Below are 16,086 nucleotides of genomic sequence, written 5' to 3'. Positions count from 1 at the left end.
TGACGGGCGCGGATCCGCGCGTTCGCGCCCCCCGTCAGGCCTCGTCGGCGGCGAGCCAGATCGCCGGCTCGCGCGCGGCCGGGCGGAGGGGGGCCGGCGCGGCGGGCAGGCCGCGCAGCTGGGCGAGTTCGGCGAGCTCCGGCGCCTGCGCGGTGTCGTCGGCGTTCAGGAACAGGCCCCGCGCCCGGGCGGCGCGGCCGAGATCGGCCCGGCTGGTCCAGACGCTCTGGGCCGGGCTCGTGAGCAGCGCCAGGGCGACCGGCGCCAGCCAGAGGGCGAGCCACGGGTTCCCGACGAGGACCAGGGCGAGCACCATCAGCGCGCCGACCACCACGGCGTCGGCCTGGAGCCGGAACGCCTCCGCCCAGGAGACCTGCCGGTCGTCTCGGTCCTGCGTCTCCCAGCGGACCACCCGGCCGAAGAAGGTCGAGACCACGGCGCCGGCGGTGAACAGGGTCAGGACCGGCCACAGGATCACCCACACCGCCTGCTCCAGGGCGGCGCTCGCGAGCAGCGCCCGCGCGCCGCCGAAGGCCGCCCGGCGCTCTGCGGAGGCGAGGACGTGGCCGAGGCTCAGGAGCTTCGGCAGGGCCAGCACGGCGACGCTGAGGGCGGCGAGCGCGTGGGCGGCGGCGCCCTGCCCAGTCAGCCCGTAGGCCAGGAGGCCGAGATCGCCGGTCCGGGCGGCCTGCCACGCGGCGAGGCCCAGGAAGGCGATCCAGAGCGGCAGCACCCCGTAGGAGAGGATGCCGACGAGGAGGTGCCAGCGGCTCGCGCCGTGAAGGCCCGCCCAGGGCAGCACCCGCAGGTGCTGGAGGTTGCCCTGGCACCAGCGGCGCTCGCGGCCGAGCAGGTCGACGAGGTTGGTGGGCATCTCCTCCCAGGTGCCGCCCATCTCGGGCAGCAGCCGCACCTCCCAGCCGGCGCGCACCATCAGCGCGCCCTCGACGATGTCGTGGCAGAGGATCTCGCCGCCGAGCGGCTCCCGGCCCGGGAGCTTCGGGAGCTGCGCATTCTCCGCGAAGGCCTCGACCCGCAGGATCGCGTTGTGGCCCCAGTAGCTGCCCTCCGGGCCCTGCCAGGTCTCCAGGCAGCGCAGGGCCAGCGGCGCGTAGAGCCGGACGGCGAATTGCTGGATGCGGGCGAAGAGCGTGTCCCGGCCGGCCGCGTACGAGACGGTCTGGATCAGGCCGGTGCGCGGGCTCGCCTGCATCAGCCCGACGAGCCGGCCCATGGCCGCGCCGGTCATCAGGCTGTCGGCGTCCAGCACGATCATGAAGGCGTACTCGCCGCCGTAGGTGCGGCAGAACTCGCCGATATTGCCGGCCTTGCGGCCGACATTCTCCGTCCGGCGCCGGTAGCGGATCCGCGGCAGCGCAGGGTCGGAGGCCGCCCAGGCCTGGATGCGGGCGTACTCGTGCTCCTCCACGGCGGCGATCGCGCCGTCCCGTGTGTCGGAGAGGACGAAGATGTCGATGCCCCGCGCCTCGGCGCGGGCGAGCGACCGGGCCATCACCCGCAGGCGGGCGAAGACCGCGACCGCGTCCTCGGCGTGGATCGCCACCACGGCGGCGGTGCGTCCGGCCCCGTCCGGGCCGGCGCCCGCCTGCTCGGAGCGGCGCTCCAGCGCGGACTTCGCCCGGTCGCCCAGGAGGGCCGCGACGAACCCGTAGACGTACTGGAAGGCGACGAAGGCCTGCCAGCCCATCACGAGGCCGAACAGCACCAGGACCGCCCAGGCCAGCGGGCTGACACCCGCCGGGTAGGCGAGCGCGGCGAGCCAGACGAGGCCGCCGGCGGTGGCGAGGCTCGGGACGGCCAGGGCGAGGCGGCGGGCGCGCAGGGCGCCGCGCGGCGCGTCGGTCCAGACCTCGCGGCAGGCTGCGTTCTCCGACGGATCGGGTATGGCGGGAGCCGCGTTCCGGTGCGACCGCTCGGCGGAGGAGGTGACGCGTGACGACATGGCGCGAGGAACTCGACCGTGGAAGGCTGCCGGCCGCCCGGCCGTGCGGGGCCGGGAACCGATGACCGTGGATACCGATGTGCGGGGTGAGGATACGGAGCCGACCCGGCAGCCCAGGCCGCCGGAAGCCGAACGGATCAATCCCCCCTCCCGGCGCCGCGTTCTTCGAACAGTCCTGGCCGCGGCTGCCGGCACGGTTCTACCTAGCGCGACGGATCTGAATGGGTCCAGAACGTGGGCCGGGCCGGCGCTTCCGCCGCAGGGCGACGCGATGACCTTCGAGACCCTCTCGGCCGAGGCGGCGCGGCGCGCCGCAGCGCCCTACGCCCCGCCGCCCGAGAACCTGCCGCCGGCGCTCGCCGCCCTCGACTACGACGGCTACCGGGCGATCACCTTCCGGCCGGACGCGGGCCTGCGGCTCGGCGCGCATTTCAGCGCCCAGCTGTTCCACCGCGGCTTCCTGCAGCGCCGGCGCGTGGCGCTCCACCTCCAGCCGCTCCGGGGGCCCGCGCGGCCGATCCCCTACGACACGGGGCTGTTCGACCTGGGCACGCGGCTCGCCGGCCAGGGCTTCCCGGCGGATCTCGGCTTCGCGGGCTTCCGCCTGCACTACGCCTTCCCGGACACGCCCGCCTGGCGGCCGAAGGGCTTCCAGGAGGAGTTCCTCGTCTTCCTGGGCGCCTCCTACTTCCGCCTGCGGGCGGCGAACCAGGAATACGGGCTCTCGGCCCGGGGGCTCGCCATCGGCACCGGCGCCCCGGAGGGCGAGGAATTCCCCGACTTCGTCGCCCACTGGATCTGCGAGCCGGAGCCGGAGGCGCGCACCCTCACGGTGCTCTCCCTCCTCGACAGCCCGAGCGTGGCCGGCGCCTACCGGTTCGAGATCGCGCCCGGCGACCCGGCCCGGATCGCCGTCACGGCGGCGCTCCACCCGCGCCGGGCGCTCCCGAAGCTCGGGCTGGCGCCGCTCACCAGCATGTTCCTGTACGGCCAGAACGGGCCCGGGGCCCGGGGCGCCAAGCCCTTCGACGATTTCCGGCCGCAGGTGCACGACTCCGACGGGCTCTGCGTCGCGGCGGGGGCCGACCCGGCGCGGATCGACCGGATCTGGCGGCCCCTGGTCAACGGGCGGGCGCAGCCGCAGATCTCCGCCTTCGCGGCCCGGCCGCTCGCCGGCTTCGGGCTGCTGCAGCGGGAGCGGAGCTTCGCGGCCTACCTCGACGTGGAGGCGCGCCACGAGGCGCGGCCGGGCCTGTGGGTGGCGCCGGATTCCGCCGGGGGCGCCTTCGCGGACGGCGCCGTGCAGCTCTTCGAGATCCCGTCGGGCGAGGAGTACATGGACAACATCGTGGCGGCCTTCGTGCCGGCGGCCCCGGCGCAGCCCGGCGCGCCGCTGCACGTCAGCTACGGGCTGACCACGGTGGGGGCCGAGCCCGTGCCGGCGATCCCGGAGACCGCCCTCGCCCGGGTGACGTCGACGCGACTCGGCTCGGCGGAGCGCCTGCGCCCGTCGAACCCGCCCGACCCGCGGCGGCGGCTCTGCGTCATCGACTTCGAGGGTCCGGGCCTGCCGAAGGGTCCCGACGACGCGGTCGCCGCGGAGGTCTCGGCCAGCGCCGGCACGCTGCACGATCCGGTGGCCAACTTCGTGCCGCAGACCGGAGGCTGGCGGATCTACGTCGAGTGGCGCCCGCCGGAGCCGGTGCCGCCGGGCGACGTCGTCCTGCGCGCCCGGCTGGTCCGCGGCACGGCACCCCTCAGCGAGACCTGGGACGCCGCCGTGTAGGCTCCGTCATCGCGCGCGTGGCGAAGCGACCCGGGGCGGCGCGACATCCCCGAAGGTGGCGCGACACTGGGCCGCTTCGCCGCGCTCGCGAAGACGGCGTGTCTCAGGCGGTCCGGCGCTCCTGCTCCAGGCGCCGGGCCAGGCGGGTGGCGCCGTAGACCTCGCTCAGGCGGCGGCGGGCCGCGGTGACCGGCGGCGCCTGCCGCTCGTCGTGGGCGGCCGCGATGACGCGCAGGGCGGCGGCGACCGAACGCTCCAGGCGACGCTCGGCCTGGACGGCCGCGTCCCGATGATGGTCCAGCATGTGATGATCCCTCGTGCTGCGCCGTCTCCACCCTCTGGCGGGGCGGTATCCGGCAGCGCCGACAGATTTCACATCCGGCTTGACCGTATCAAGGCAGCTTGGCCGTGAGCCGCGGCGCGTCGTTACCGCAATTCCTCGTGCCACGTCCGGCCGTCGCGCTCGATCAGCGCGATGGCGGCGGTCGGGCCCCAGCTGCCGGCCGGGTAGGGCCGCGGCGCCTCGGGCCGGTCGGCCCAGGCCTTGAGCACGCCGTCCGCCCAGGCCCAGGCGGCCTCGACCTCGTCGCGGCGCATGAACAGCGTCGCGTTGCCGCGGACCACGTCCATCAGCAGGCGCTCGTAGGCGTCGGGGTAGCGCTGCTTGAAGGTCTCCTCGAAGGAGATGTCGAGGTCGGTCGGGCGCAGCCGCAGGCCGCCGGGCCCCGGATCCTTGGTCATCACCTCGAGCTTCATGCCCTCCTGCGGCTGCAGGCGGATCACGAGGCGGTTGGGCTCGCGGCCGAAGGCCTCCTCGGGGAAGATCGAGAACGGCGAGGCGCGGAACTGCACCACGATCTCGGAGAGCTTCTGGGGGAGGCGCTTGCCGGTGCGCAGGTAGAACGGCACCCCGGCCCAGCGCCCGGACTGGATCTCGACCTTCATGGCCACGAAGGTCTCGGTCCGGCTCTCGTGGCCGAGCTCGGCGAGGTAGCCCTCGACCGGTTTGCCGTCGACGGCGCCCGCCACGTACTGGCCGCGCACCGTCACCAGCGGGATGTCCTGGCTGGTGATCGGCTTCAGGGCGCGCAGCACCTTGAGCTTCTCGTCGCGGACGGAGTTCGCCTCGAGATTGAGCGGGCTCTCCATGGCGGTGAGGCAGAGGAGCTGCAGGATGTGGTTCTGCAGCATGTCGCGCATCGCGCCCGACGTGTCGTAGTAGCCGGCCCGGCCCTCGACCCCCACCGTCTCGGCGACCGTGATCTGGACGTGGTCGATCACGTCGGAGGTCCAGAGCCGCTCGAAGATCGTGTTGGCGAAACGGAGCGAGAGCAGGTTCTGGACCGTCTCCTTGCCGAGATAGTGGTCGATCCGGAAGATCTGCGATTCGGGGAAGACCTCGCCGACCGCGTCGTTGATCGCCCGGGCCGATTTCAGATCCTTGCCGATCGGCTTCTCCAGCACGACGCGGGACTTCTCCCCCACGAGCCCGTGGGCGGCGAGGTTGCGGCAGATCGAGCCGTAGAGGTCGGGCGAGGTGGCGAGGTAGTAGGGCCGGACCTGGTCGGGCCGCTCGTCGAGCTTGGCGACGAGGTCGGTCCAGCCGATGTCGCCGGCGCCGTCGACCGCGACGTAGTCGACGTGGTCGAGGAAGCGGTGGAGCATGTCGTCGGACAGGTCGGACGCCGGCACGAAGCGCTTGAGCGCGTCGCGGGCGTGCTCGCGGAAGGCGTCGAGGGACAGTTCCGAGCGCGAGGCGCCGATGATCCGGCTGGTCTCGGGGATCTGGCCGTCGCGGAATCGGTAGAACAGGGCCGGCAGGAGCTTGCGCGCGGTCAGATCGCCGGTGGCGCCGAACACGACGCAGTCGAAGGAAGCGACGGGGATGATCGTGGCCAAGTGCGGCTCCCGGTTGTCGTGCGCTGGTCTCGTGCGGCGGCTGCGTCGCACTGACCTAGCCCGTGTGCAAGGGCTTCGCCAGACGAGGGGCGCAGGCCAGCGCTGTCCGGTTCAGGGGGCGACCGGGACAGGTCCGAGCAAGTCCACGCTGCCACGCTCCGTCCTTGCGAGCGCAGCGAAGCAACCCAGGGCAGCGCGGCGGCGCCGAAGGACAGCACGATGCGCGAGCCGGCCGTCTACATCATGGCGAGCCGCCGCAACGGCACGCTCTACACAGGCGTGACCGCGAATCTCGCCAGGCGGGTCTACGAGCACCGGGAGGCGCTGCTTCCCGGTTTCACGAGCCGCTACGCTTGCAAGCGCTTGGTCTGGTACGAGCCATACCCGACCATGGCCGAAGCCATCACCCGCGAGAAGCAGATCAAGGCGGGTTCACGGAAGAAGAAGCTCGCGCTGATCGAGGCGATGAATCCGGACTGGAACGACCTGTATCCCGATCTCGCGTGAACGGGTCCGGCGTCGCGGATCCCTGGATTGCTTCGCTGCGCTCGCAAAGACGGCGTCGTCTGGCTCATCGCGGCCCCCCAGGCCGCCTTCACACACTCCGTCATCACGAGCGGAGCGAAGTGACCCAGGGCAGCGCGAGGCCGCGTGGGTCACCCCGCCATGTACCGCTTGAACGCCTCGGCGTAGTCCGGGTGCCAGCGCGACAGGGCGGGCCGGTTCTCGACGATGTCGCCGGACGCCCAGGCGATCCGCTTCGCGTCCTGGGCGCGGGTGGTCTCGTTGTCCGGGCAGAGGATGTAGAAATCGCCGGCGGCGAGCCGCTCCAGCAGGAAGGCCACGGTCTCGTCGGGCGTCCAGGCCCCGGCGGGCTTCTCGGCGACGCCGCGGGCCTTCGTGAGGCCCGTGTAGACGAAGCCCGGGATCAGCAGGTGGGCCGTGGTGTGGCAGCCCTCCCGGTTGCGCAGCTCGTGGGCGAGCGCCTCGGTGACCGCCTTCACGCCCGCCTTCGAGACGTTGTAGGGCGCGTTGCCCGGCGGGGTGGTGATGCCCTGCTTCGAGCCCGTGACGACGATCGCCCCGGGCCTGCCGCCCTCGATCATCCCGGGCGCGAAGGCGTGGATGCCGTTGACGACGCCGCCGAGGTTGGTGCCCAGGATCCGCGTCCAGGTGTCGGCGTCGGAGAACAGTTTTCCGCCGGCCTCGATCCCGGCGTTCAGCATCACCAGGGCGGGCGGCCCGCCCTTGGCGACGGCGGTCGCCAGGGCCTCGACGGCGCCCCGGTCCGACACGTCGGTGGGCACGGCGCGCACCTCGACGGCGGCGAGTTCGGCGACGGCGGCCCGGGCCGCGTCCAGGGCCGGGCCCGGCAGGTCGGCGAGCCAGACGTTCATGCCGGCCCGGGCGAAGGCCTGCGCGGCGGCGAGCCCGATGCCGCTCGCAGCCCCGGTGACGACCGCGCTGCGGCCCGGACTGATCGCGGGGTGCTGGCTCATGACGGATCCTCGGCTGACGGGCGCCCATCAGATGGGGCGCCCCGGGCGGAAGGCGAGTTCGCGCCGCGGTCCCGCGCCGCCCCGGCAGAACCAGCGGATCGCCGCCGCGGCGGCTTCTGCTAGGGTGGCGGGCACGTCACGGAACGAAGCACCCGGATGCCCCCTCTCCCGCACCGCCGGTCGATCCTCGCCGGCGCGGCCGCCCTCGGCCTCGCCGGCGCGGCGCGCGCGGCCGGCCCGGCGGGGTTCGGTCCCCTCGGCCGGCCGTCCTGGTCGGCCGACAGCCTCCAGGCCGCCGCGGCCGCCAAGGGCCTGACATACGGCTGCGAGGTGCCGTTCCACCGCTTCGACGCGACGCCCGCCTACCGGCAGGCGGTGGCGCGGGAATGCGGCATCCTCGTCTGCGGCACCGAGATGAAGATGGAGGAGGTCCTGCCGGCGCCGGGCAAGACCGACTTCGCCCGCGGCGACGCCATCCTGCGCTTCGCGAGAGCGAACGGCCAGCGCATGCGCGGCCACACGCTCGTCTGGCACGCGGCGCTGCCGCCCTGGGTCGGACCGCTGCTCGGCCGGGCGAGCGCCGTCCAGGCCGAGGACTTCATGCGGCGCTGGATCGAGACGGTGGCGGGCCATTACCGCGGCCAGATCGTCGCCTGGGACGTGGTCAACGAGATCCTCGGCAACGAGGCCGATCCCGACCGCGGCGGCGGCCTGCGCGACTCGCCCTGGCTGGCCTCCATCGGCCCCGGCTACGTCGACCTCGCCTTCCGGATCCTGCACGAGACCGACCCCGCGGCCGCCGGCACGTGGAACGAGGACGCGGTGGAGCAGGGCGTGCCCTGGATGGAGGCCAAGCGCACCAAGGTCCTGCGCCGCCTGGAGGCGATGCGGTCCCGCGGCGTGCCGATCCGGCGCTTCGGGCTCCAGTCGCACCTCACCAGCACGATCCCGATCGATCAGGGCCAGCTGCGGCGCTTCCTGCGGGAGATCGGCCAGATGGGCCTCGGCATCGAGATCACCGAGCTCGACATCGACGACCGCGCCTTCCCGTCCGACGTGGCGACCCGCGACCGGATGGTGGCCGATTACGCCCGCCGCTACCTCGACGTGGTGTTGGACGAGCCCGCCTGCCTCGACGTCCTGACCTGGGACATCTACGACCCGGACACGTGGCTGAACGACCACCCCTACCGCAAGCGGCCCGACGGCCTGCCGCAGCGGGCGCTGCCGCTCGACGCGCAATTCCGGCGCAAGCCCCTGTGGCACGCGATGAAGGCGGCCTTCGAGGCCGCGCCCGATCACAGGGCCGCCCGCGAGAAGCTCAGGCGGGCGTGACCTCGGCCCGGCGGCCGTCCTCGGCTAGGCTCGGCTCCGGCGGCCGATCCGCCAGGAGCCGGCGGCGGAGGCGCGCGCAGGGGCGCTCGACGAGGCCGTACATGCCCCAGCACCACAGCAGGGTCACCGGGAAGGCCGCCAGCATCAGGCCGACGCCGTGCAGCCCGGGCCGCAGGTGCAGCACCAGGGCCACCACGGTCATGTGCGCGAGGTAGAAGCTGTAGGACCAGAGCCCGAGCCGGCGCATCGGCCGGCTGGCCAGCAGCCGCACCAGAGGTCCCTCGCCGTGCAGCAGGTACGCGAAGGGCACGAACAGGGCGGCGCTCTGGAGCGTGTAGCGCAGGCTCTCCCGGAAGGCGGGATCGCGGACCGCCAGGGTCCCGAGGATCACCGCGAGGCTCGCCGCCACGTGCCAGGGCGCGGGGCGCCACGCCCGGTCGGCCGGGACCACCGGGTTGTTCCACAGCCCGAGGCAGCACCCGAACAGGATCGCGTCGATCCGGGTGTGGGTCCAGCTGTAGTTCAGGCTGTAATCCGGCAGCCGCCAGACGTTGACGCACCGGATCGCCAGGACCGCCGCGCAGAGCCCCAGGCAGGCCAGGGCCGCGCGGCGCGGCCGCAGGCGCCCGAGCCAGAGCAGGAAGACCAGCGGGAAGACGAGGTAGAAGTGCTCCTCGATGGCGAGGCTCCAGAGCGGCACCGGCAGCACCGCCTCGGTGCCGAACAGGCCGGGATAGTTCGTCAGGAAGGTCGCCTGCCCGAGGACCGCCGCCGGCGCGACCGGCATCCAGTCGAGCCACCCCGCCGCGTAGAGCGCGCCGGAGGCGAGCAGGGTCAGGTACATGGGCGGCAGGATGCGTAGGCTCCGCCGGAGGTAGAAGGCGGGAAGCGACACCGTCCCGGTCCGCGCCCGCTCGATCCGCAGGAGCGTGGTGATCAGGTAGCCGCTGAGGAAGAAGAAGACGGTCACGCCGAAGCCGCCCGGCACCACGTGCCCGTAGCCGCAATGGGCCGCGAACACGATCAGGATGGCGAGCGCCCGCACCCCGTCGAGCTGCGGCAGGTAGGGCATCGTCCTCGGGATCGGATCACCGGAATCCGGCATGCTGGGGACCGATCTCCTGTCCGGGCCTGGGCAGCCGTGGCGGCCCGGCCACGCGGTGTCCGACGGAACGCTTCGATGAAGGTGTCCTACTCCGTCATCGCGGGCGGAGCGAAGTGACCCGGGGCAGCGCGACGACGGGCGGCGTCGCGCCGTCTGGATCGCTTCGCTCCGCTCGCAAAGACGTGGGCGCCGGAGCCAGCAACGCATGAATGTATGAGCGCGACGTTCACGCCGACCGACATCCGCGCCGTCACGCGCGGATGAGTCAATTGCGGGATCGTGAATCCCGATCCTGCCAGCTTTCAGGGTCGGAGGAGATTGGTAACCACGCCGGCCCATCATCCGGCCCGGTCGCGCCGCCTGAGCGCGTCGGGAGTGTTGCGTATGGTCCCGGTCCAGCCCCGCCGTCACGCCCGCCCGCACGCCGCGCTGGGTGCGGGCCTGTCCCTGCTGGCCCTGCTCGGAGCGCCCGGCGTCGCCCAGGCGCAGGGGACCGGCGCGGTGCCGCCCGCCGCGGGCGAGACCGCGAGGAGCCAGGAGCCCCGCGCACCGGAGGCGAAGGGTGAGGCGAAGGGCGCGACCGGCAAGCCGGCGGAGGCCAAGCGGGCCGACACCAGGCCGGCCGAGACCAGGCCAGCCGAGCCCCGGGCGACCGAGGCCGCGCCGGAGCCAGTCCCGGCGCAGGGCAAGGCGCAGGATGCCAGGGCGCAGGACGCGAAGGGACAGGACGCGAAGGCCCAGGACAGCAAGGCGTCGGAGAGCAAGGCGTCCGACGCCCGATCGGCCGAGACCAAGTCCCAGCCGGCCAAGCCTCAGGAAGCTGCGAAGAGGTCCCGCGAGCCGGCGCCGCTGGTCTACGCCAAGGTCTCCGCCGACCCGAACCCGACGCTGACGCCGCGGACGTTCCTCGACACGCTCCGGGCGGCCGAGCGCTACGCGGCCTTCGCGGAGGCCGGGGGCTGGGAGCGGCTGCCAGACGATCTCGCGCGCCTCAAGCCCGGCGAGCGCCACCCGGCGATCCCCACCCTGCGCCACCACCTGACGCTGACCGGCGACCTGCCGGCGGATGCCCCCCCGAACGACCGCCTCGACCCGCCCCTGGTGGCGGCGATCGCGGCGTTCCAGGCCCGTCACGGCCTGCCCGACAGCGGTATCCTTGGCCGGCTCACGATCAACGCGCTCAACGTGCCGGCCGCGGTGCGCCAGCGCCAGCTCGCTGCCTCCGCGGCCCGGCTGATGGGCTCGAAATTCCCGTTCGGCGAGCGCTACGTGGTGGTCAACATCCCGTCCGCCGCCGTGGAGGCGGTGGAGAACGGCGCCGTGACGCGCCGCTACGTCGCGGTGGTCGGCTCCCCCGACAAGGCGACGCCGTCCGTCGAGACGCGGATCACCGACATCAACTTCAACCCGACCTGGACCGTCCCCGCCTCGGTGGTGAAGAACGAGATCATCCCGGCGATGCGCAAGAACCCGGGCTACCTCGCCAAGAACCGCATCCGGATCCTGGGCCCGGCGGGCGAGGTCGACCCGACCCGGATCGACTGGGCGGGCCAGAAGGCCGTCAACTACACGCTGCGCCAGGATTCCGGCCTCGACAATTCGCTGGGCCAGGTGCGGATCGACATGCCGAACCGCTTTGCCGTCTACATGCACGATACGCCGGCGAAGTCGCTCTTCGCCGCGAGCGTCCGCTTCCACAGCCACGGCTGCGTCCGGGTCGGACAGGTGAAAGAGCTGGTCGGCTGGCTGCTGCAGGGCACGGACGGCCCCAACGGGCCGGGCACGAGCTGGGGGCCGATCGAGATCGAGACCGGCATCGCCGACGGCGAGCGCCGCGACATCAAGCTCACCAAGCCGATTCCGGTCACCTTCGTGTACCTCACCGGCTTCGCCACGCCGGACGGGAAGGCGCATTTCCGCGACGACATCTACAACCTCGACACGCCGGCGCCCGAGCCCGCCGCCACCGGCGCGATCCCGCCCGCGGCGGGCGCGGACGCCGCGAAGCCGGCCCCCGCCACCGCGCCGGCCCCGCCCCGGCCCGGTGCCGCCCACGACGCGAAGCCGGCTCCCGCGCGGGCTGCCGCGGCCAAGCCCGCGACGGTCGGGCCCGCGCCGGTCAGGCCCGCACCGGCGAAGCCGTCGCCGGAGCGGCCCGTTACCGAGCACCGCAGTTTGGAATCCGTCGAACCTACCCGCTAAAGCCAACCCAGCTATGCGATTCTCGGTACGCCGGAACATCCCGGCGGGCCGGCCATTGGCCTGCAGAAGGCGCGTCCGCACCTCCGCGGAGTGACGGAGCGGCGCGCCGAGCCAGCGAATCGCATTGGAGACGACCATGGCCAAGGCCAAGCCGAGCAGCCGCATCGAGAGCGCGCGCCTCAACACCCCGACCGACCTCGATCCGAGCGACGTCCGGACGATCGCCGAGGGCCTGACGGTCCTGAGTTCGGACCTGTTCGCCCTCTACATCAAGACCAAGAACTTCCACTGGCACATGAGCGGACCCCATTTCCGCGACTACCACCTGCTGCTGGACGAGCAGTCGGCCCAGATCTTCGAGATCATCGACGCGGTGAACGAGCGCGCCCGCAAGATCGGCGGCACGGTCCTGCGCTCGCTCGGCCAGGCCAAGAGCCTGACCCGCGTGGCCGACAACGATGCCGAGTACGTCTCGCCCCTCGACATGCTCAAGGAGCTGCGCGACGACAACAAGGCCCTCACCGCCAACATGCGGACCCTCCACGGGGTCACCGACGAGGCCGGCGACGTGGCGACCACCTCGCAGCTCGAGGAGTGGATCGACCAGTCCGAGGAGCGGACGTGGTTCCTCTACGAGACCACCCGCAACGCGACCGACAGCGGCCACTGAGCCGCGCCCCCCGGCACCGGCGCGGCCGGCGCCGGGTCGGGCCTCGCCGCGCCGCTAGCCGGTTGCGAGATCGAGGTGCACCTTCACGAGGCCCGGATCGTCCGGGTCGCGCCCCTGCGTGAAGCCGAGGCGGCGGCACACCGCCAGCATCGGCCGGTTCTCGGCCAGCACCGTGCCCTCGACCCGGCCGATCCCCTCGGAGCGCGCCCAGTCGATCATCAGGCGCATCAGCGCGAAGGCGAGGCCCGTCCCGCGGGCGTCGCGGCCCACCGCGATCGCGTACTCGCCGCTCTCGTGGTTGGCGTCGGCGTGGAGCCGGACCGCACCGAGCATGCGCTCGCCGCCGCCCGGCCCGATCTCCGTGGCCACGAACGCGATGGCGCGGGCGTAGTCGAGCTGCGTCAGGCGGACCAGGAAGGCGTGGCTGAACTCGCGCACCGGCCCGAAGAACCGCAGCCGCAGGTCCTCCGGGTCGAGACCCTTGAAGAAGGCCAGGAACAGGCCCTCGTCCTCCGGGCGCACAGGCCGCACCCGCACGGTCCGGTCCTTGAGGTTGAGCGTGCGGATCCACTCGGCCGGATAGGGCCGGATCGCGAAGCGCGGGTGGCCGCGGCCGTGGGCGCTACCGTGGACGCTGCCGTGGTCGCCGCGCTCGGCGCGCCCGATCCGGACCCGGGCGTCGAGGGCCAGCACGCCGGTCTCGTCGGCCAGGAGCGGGTTGATGTCTAGCTCGCGCACCTGCGGCAGGTCGGCGGCGAGCTGGGACAGCTTCACCAGCGTCAGCGCGATCGCCCCGAGATCGGCCGCCGGCACGTCGCGGTAGGCCTCCAGGCGGCGCGCGACCCGGGTTCGGGCGATGAGGTCGCGCGCCAGGGTCAGGTCGAGCGGCGGCAGGCCGAGGGCGCGGTCGTCGATCACCTCCACGGCGGTCCCGCCCCGGCCGAACACCACCACCGGGCCGAACACCGCGTCCTCCGCGAGCCCGGCGATCAGCTCCCGGCGCTGGCCGCGGCGGACCATCGGCTGCACGGCGAAGCCGGTGACCCGGGCGTCGGGCCGCTCCCGGCGCGCGCGGGCCAGGATGCTGCGGGCGGCCTCCGCGACGTCGGCCTCGCTGGTCAGGTCGAGGTGGACGCCGCCGATGTCGGATTTGTGCACGATGTCCGGCGAGACGACCTTCAGCGCCACCGTCCCGCCCGCCGCGATGATCGGCCACGCGGCCGCGGCGGCCGCGTCCGTGTCGGGGGCGAGCGTGATCGGGACGGTCGGGATCCCGTAGGCCTGCAGGAGGCCGTTCACCGCCACCGGGTCGAGCCACGCGGCGCCCTGGCGCAGGGCGCCGGCGACGATCGAGCGGGCCCGCGCCGTGTCGGGGGAGAAGTCCCGCGGCAGCGAGTCCGGCGTGCGCATCAGGTCGTCCTGGGCCTCGCGGTAGCGCACGAGGTGCAGGAAGCCCTCGATCGCCTCGGAATCGGTGGCGAAATGCGGGATCCCGGCCTGCGCGAAGGTCTCGCGCGCCGCCTCCGCGTCGCCCAGCGTGACCGCGAAGACCGGCTTCTTGCGGGTCTGGCCGGCGCGGGCGGCCTTGACCGTCGCGGCGACGGCCTCGGCCACCGCGCCGGCCTCCGAGCGGATCGTCGGCACGTGGATCGCCAGCACGGCGTCGCTCGTCCGATCCGTCAGCAGCGGCGTCAGCGCGGACGCGAAGGCCGGACCGGCGGCGTCGACGCCGAGGTCGAGGGGGTTTCCCGGCGCGCGGCCCTCCGCCTCGGCGGGCGCCGCCAGGGTCCCGGCCCGCTCGATCAGCCGGTCCGCCGCGAGGAGGCCGATGCCGCGGCCGTTGGACACGATCGCCAGCCGGTGGCCGGGGAACGGCCGCTGCCGCCCCAGGGTCTCCACGGCGGAGAACATCGCGTCGAGGTCCGGCACGGCCAGCAGGCCGGCCCGCCGGAAGGCCGCGGCGTAGACCGCGTCCGGGCGGGCCAGGGCGCCGGTATGGGTGACGGCGGCGCGGGTGTCGGGCCGGTGCCGGCCCGCCCGCAGGACCACGACGGGCTTGGCCCGGGCCGCGGCGCGGGCGGCCGACATGAACCGGCGGGCATCCGCGACCCGGTCGAGGCAGAGCAGGATCGCGCGGGTGCGGAAATCGGCGGCGAAGTGGTCGAGGCAGTCGGCCACGCCGATGTCGAGGACGCTGCCGAGCGACAGCACGGCCGAGAAGCCCGTGCCGTGGCGGGCGCCCCAGGCGACGATGGCGGCCGCGACCGTGCCGGATTGCGAGACGAGGGCGAGGTCGCCGGCCTCGGGCGCTTGGGCGAACAGGCTGGCGTTGAGCCTCGCGCCCGGGACCGCCAAGCCGGCGCTGTCGGGCCCGAGCAGGCGCAGGCCGTGGGCGCGGGCGATCCCGTGGGCGACCGGACCGGGATCCCCCGGCCCGGATCCGAGCCGTGCCGTGAGGATCACGGCCGCCCCGGCGCCGATCGCGGCGGCCTGCGCGACGACCTCGGGCACGCTCGGCGGCGGCACCGCGATCAGGACGAGGTCGGGGGCGGCGGGCAGATCCGCGACCCGCGGCACGCAGGCCAGCCCGTCGACGGTCGTTTGGTCGGGCTGGACCGGCATGATCGCGCCGGGAAAGCCCGCGGCGCGCAGGCTGTCGAGCACGCTGCGCCCCAGTGAGCCCTCGCGCCCCACCGCCCCGACCAGGGCGATCGAGCGGGGCGCCAGCAGCTTGTCGAACCGGTAGGTGCTCACGACCGGCGGCTCACGACATCGTCACGGGACGCGGTCCCGCAGGCCGTTCCTTGCGGCACGCATCTGGCCTCTCGCTCACGTCCGAACGGACGAGGCGCCGGGGCGCCCGCCGCCCTCCCAGATGGCGCGATCCGGCGCGCCTGCAACGCCCGGTCGGCACGCGCCGGCCGGAAATCGCGTGGTCGACGCGAGCGCGGTCTCCAGACCTCCTTTTGTTCAATATCGGGCGCCATTTATCCACTCTAAGACGGCACTTGTGGGCATGTGTGGATTGGACTTGCTATTGAATTCACACCACCATAGTAACTGCCCATTAACTACCCTGTATCGGGTCGAGCAGAGACAGATCCCGGCCGGCGTCGGTGGCCGGCTGGGATCGATTGGAGGTTACGGGATGGACGCCACGGGTGAAGGGCAACCGGACTATCTCACGCTGTCCGTCGACATCGTGTCGGCCTTCGTGAGCAACAATCCGGTCCCCGCGCCGGAACTGCCGGGGCTGATCGCGGCCATCCACGCGACGCTGCACGGGCTCGGCGAGCCGTCCGCCCCGCCGGCGGAGCAGCTGCGGCCGGCCGTGCCGGTCCGGCGCTCGGTCCAGCCCGACTTCATCGTCTGCCTGGAGGACGGCAAGAAGTTCAAGTCGCTGAAGCGCCACCTGCGGACGCACTACAACCTGACGCCCGAGGAGTATCGGGGAAAGTGGGGCCTGCCGCCCGACTACCCGATGGTGGCGCCGAACTACGCCGCGGCGCGGTCCAGCCTCGCCAAGAGCATGGGCCTCGGCCACCAGCGTCGGAAGGGCTGACGGCGCGGCGCTCTCATCCGCGCCCGCGTCCACAGCTTTCGGAGGCGGGTTAGGCATCGGGCAAG

12 protein-coding genes are annotated in these 16,086 nt (G+C 73.4%); 6 read left to right on the top strand and 6 right to left on the bottom strand.

Annotated features, from left to right (window positions below; all coding sequences use genetic code 11):
- Positions 1-34: 34 nt before the first annotated feature.
- Positions 35-1,963, bottom strand: coding sequence for a glucans biosynthesis glucosyltransferase MdoH (mdoH, locus tag BM314_RS21030; RefSeq protein WP_091979998.1), 1,929 nt, complete (start codon positions 1,961-1,963; stop codon positions 35-37).
- 271 nt (positions 1,964-2,234) lie between these two features.
- Here mdoH and BM314_RS21025 point away from each other — a divergent pair, with 271 nt between their 5' ends.
- Positions 2,235-3,749, top strand: coding sequence for an OpgD/OpgG family glucan biosynthesis protein (locus BM314_RS21025; RefSeq protein WP_091979996.1), 1,515 nt, complete (start codon positions 2,235-2,237; stop codon positions 3,747-3,749).
- 103 nt (positions 3,750-3,852) lie between these two features.
- Here the strand turns inward: BM314_RS21025 and BM314_RS21020 are convergent, their stop codons facing one another.
- The gene (locus BM314_RS21020) at positions 3,853-4,053 is read right to left on the bottom strand and encodes a hypothetical protein (protein ID WP_056523710.1); all 201 of its coding nucleotides are present in this window, start codon (positions 4,051-4,053) and stop codon (positions 3,853-3,855) included.
- A gap of 122 nt (positions 4,054-4,175) precedes the next feature.
- Positions 4,176-5,648 carry a glucose-6-phosphate dehydrogenase gene (gene zwf, locus BM314_RS21015; protein WP_091979994.1) on the bottom strand — a complete coding sequence of 491 codons (1,473 nt, stop codon included), beginning with the start codon at positions 5,646-5,648 and terminating at the stop codon, positions 4,176-4,178.
- 219 nt (positions 5,649-5,867) lie between these two features.
- On the opposite strand from zwf, the gene BM314_RS21010 reads away from it, so the two are divergent.
- Positions 5,868-6,155: a GIY-YIG nuclease family protein gene (locus BM314_RS21010; RefSeq protein WP_091979992.1), complete on the top strand. Its 288-nt coding sequence runs from the start codon at positions 5,868-5,870 to the stop codon at positions 6,153-6,155.
- 149 nt (positions 6,156-6,304) lie between these two features.
- On the opposite strand, the gene BM314_RS21005 is transcribed toward BM314_RS21010, so the two are convergent.
- On the bottom strand, positions 6,305-7,147 hold the full coding sequence (locus tag BM314_RS21005) for an SDR family NAD(P)-dependent oxidoreductase (protein WP_091979990.1): 843 nt from the start codon (positions 7,145-7,147) through the stop codon (positions 6,305-6,307).
- Between the two features lie 156 nt (positions 7,148-7,303).
- Between BM314_RS21005 and BM314_RS21000 the strand changes: the two genes are divergently transcribed.
- The gene (locus BM314_RS21000) at positions 7,304-8,482 is read left to right on the top strand and encodes an endo-1,4-beta-xylanase (RefSeq protein ID WP_091979988.1); all 1,179 of its coding nucleotides are present in this window, start codon (positions 7,304-7,306) and stop codon (positions 8,480-8,482) included.
- On the opposite strand, the gene BM314_RS20995 is transcribed toward BM314_RS21000, so the two are convergent.
- Entirely contained in the window at positions 8,469-9,587 is a 1,119-nt protein-coding gene (locus tag BM314_RS20995) for an acyltransferase family protein (protein WP_091979986.1), read from the bottom strand. The genes BM314_RS21000 and BM314_RS20995 overlap by 14 nt on opposite strands.
- Before the next feature lie 384 nt (positions 9,588-9,971).
- On the opposite strand from BM314_RS20995, the gene BM314_RS20990 reads away from it, so the two are divergent.
- Together BM314_RS20990 and BM314_RS20985 are read left to right on the top strand one after the other, a co-directional pair.
- Positions 9,972-11,789, top strand: coding sequence for a L,D-transpeptidase family protein (locus BM314_RS20990; RefSeq protein ID WP_091979984.1), 1,818 nt, complete (start codon positions 9,972-9,974; stop codon positions 11,787-11,789).
- A gap of 136 nt (positions 11,790-11,925) precedes the next feature.
- Positions 11,926-12,459 carry a Dps family protein gene (locus tag BM314_RS20985; RefSeq protein WP_020093819.1) on the top strand — a complete coding sequence of 178 codons (534 nt, stop codon included), beginning with the start codon at positions 11,926-11,928 and terminating at the stop codon, positions 12,457-12,459.
- 54 nt (positions 12,460-12,513) lie between these two features.
- Here BM314_RS20985 and BM314_RS20980 read toward each other — a convergent pair whose 3' ends face one another.
- Positions 12,514-15,213, bottom strand: a complete 2,700-nt coding sequence (locus BM314_RS20980) for a bifunctional acetate--CoA ligase family protein/GNAT family N-acetyltransferase (RefSeq protein WP_091979982.1) — start codon at positions 15,211-15,213, stop codon at positions 12,514-12,516.
- A 394-nt stretch (positions 15,214-15,607) separates the two neighbouring features.
- On the opposite strand from BM314_RS20980, the gene BM314_RS20975 reads away from it, so the two are divergent.
- Positions 15,608-16,021: a Ros/MucR family transcriptional regulator gene (locus tag BM314_RS20975; RefSeq protein WP_020093821.1), complete on the top strand. Its 414-nt coding sequence runs from the start codon at positions 15,608-15,610 to the stop codon at positions 16,019-16,021.
- Positions 16,022-16,086: the final 65 nt, after the last annotated feature.

The organism is Methylobacterium sp. 13MFTsu3.1M2 (assembly GCF_900112625.1).
GTDB lineage: Bacteria > Pseudomonadota > Alphaproteobacteria > Rhizobiales > Beijerinckiaceae > Methylobacterium.
The sequence above is the reverse complement of the archived record's forward strand: the minus strand, read 5'-3'. Positions and strand labels throughout refer to the sequence as shown.

Bases quoted from the DNA above. Each gene is read 5' to 3' on its own strand.
- mdoH (WP_091979998.1), bottom strand. From the start codon at position 1,963: ATGTCGTCACGCGTCACCTCCTCCGCCGAGCGGTCGCACCGGAACGCG.
- BM314_RS21025 (WP_091979996.1), top strand. From the start codon at position 2,235: ATGACCTTCGAGACCCTCTCGGCCGAGGCGGCGCGGCGCGCCGCAGCG.
- BM314_RS21020 (WP_056523710.1), bottom strand. From the start codon at position 4,053: ATGCTGGACCATCATCGGGACGCGGCCGTCCAGGCCGAGCGTCGCCTG.
- BM314_RS21010 (WP_091979992.1), top strand. From the start codon at position 5,868: ATGCGCGAGCCGGCCGTCTACATCATGGCGAGCCGCCGCAACGGCACG.
- BM314_RS21005 (WP_091979990.1), bottom strand. From the start codon at position 7,147: ATGAGCCAGCACCCCGCGATCAGTCCGGGCCGCAGCGCGGTCGTCACC.
- BM314_RS21000 (WP_091979988.1), top strand. From the start codon at position 7,304: ATGCCCCCTCTCCCGCACCGCCGGTCGATCCTCGCCGGCGCGGCCGCC.
- BM314_RS20995 (WP_091979986.1), bottom strand. From the start codon at position 9,587: ATGCCGGATTCCGGTGATCCGATCCCGAGGACGATGCCCTACCTGCCG.
- BM314_RS20990 (WP_091979984.1), top strand. From the start codon at position 9,972: ATGGTCCCGGTCCAGCCCCGCCGTCACGCCCGCCCGCACGCCGCGCTG.
- BM314_RS20985 (WP_020093819.1), top strand. From the start codon at position 11,926: ATGGCCAAGGCCAAGCCGAGCAGCCGCATCGAGAGCGCGCGCCTCAAC.
- BM314_RS20975 (WP_020093821.1), top strand. From the start codon at position 15,608: ATGGACGCCACGGGTGAAGGGCAACCGGACTATCTCACGCTGTCCGTC.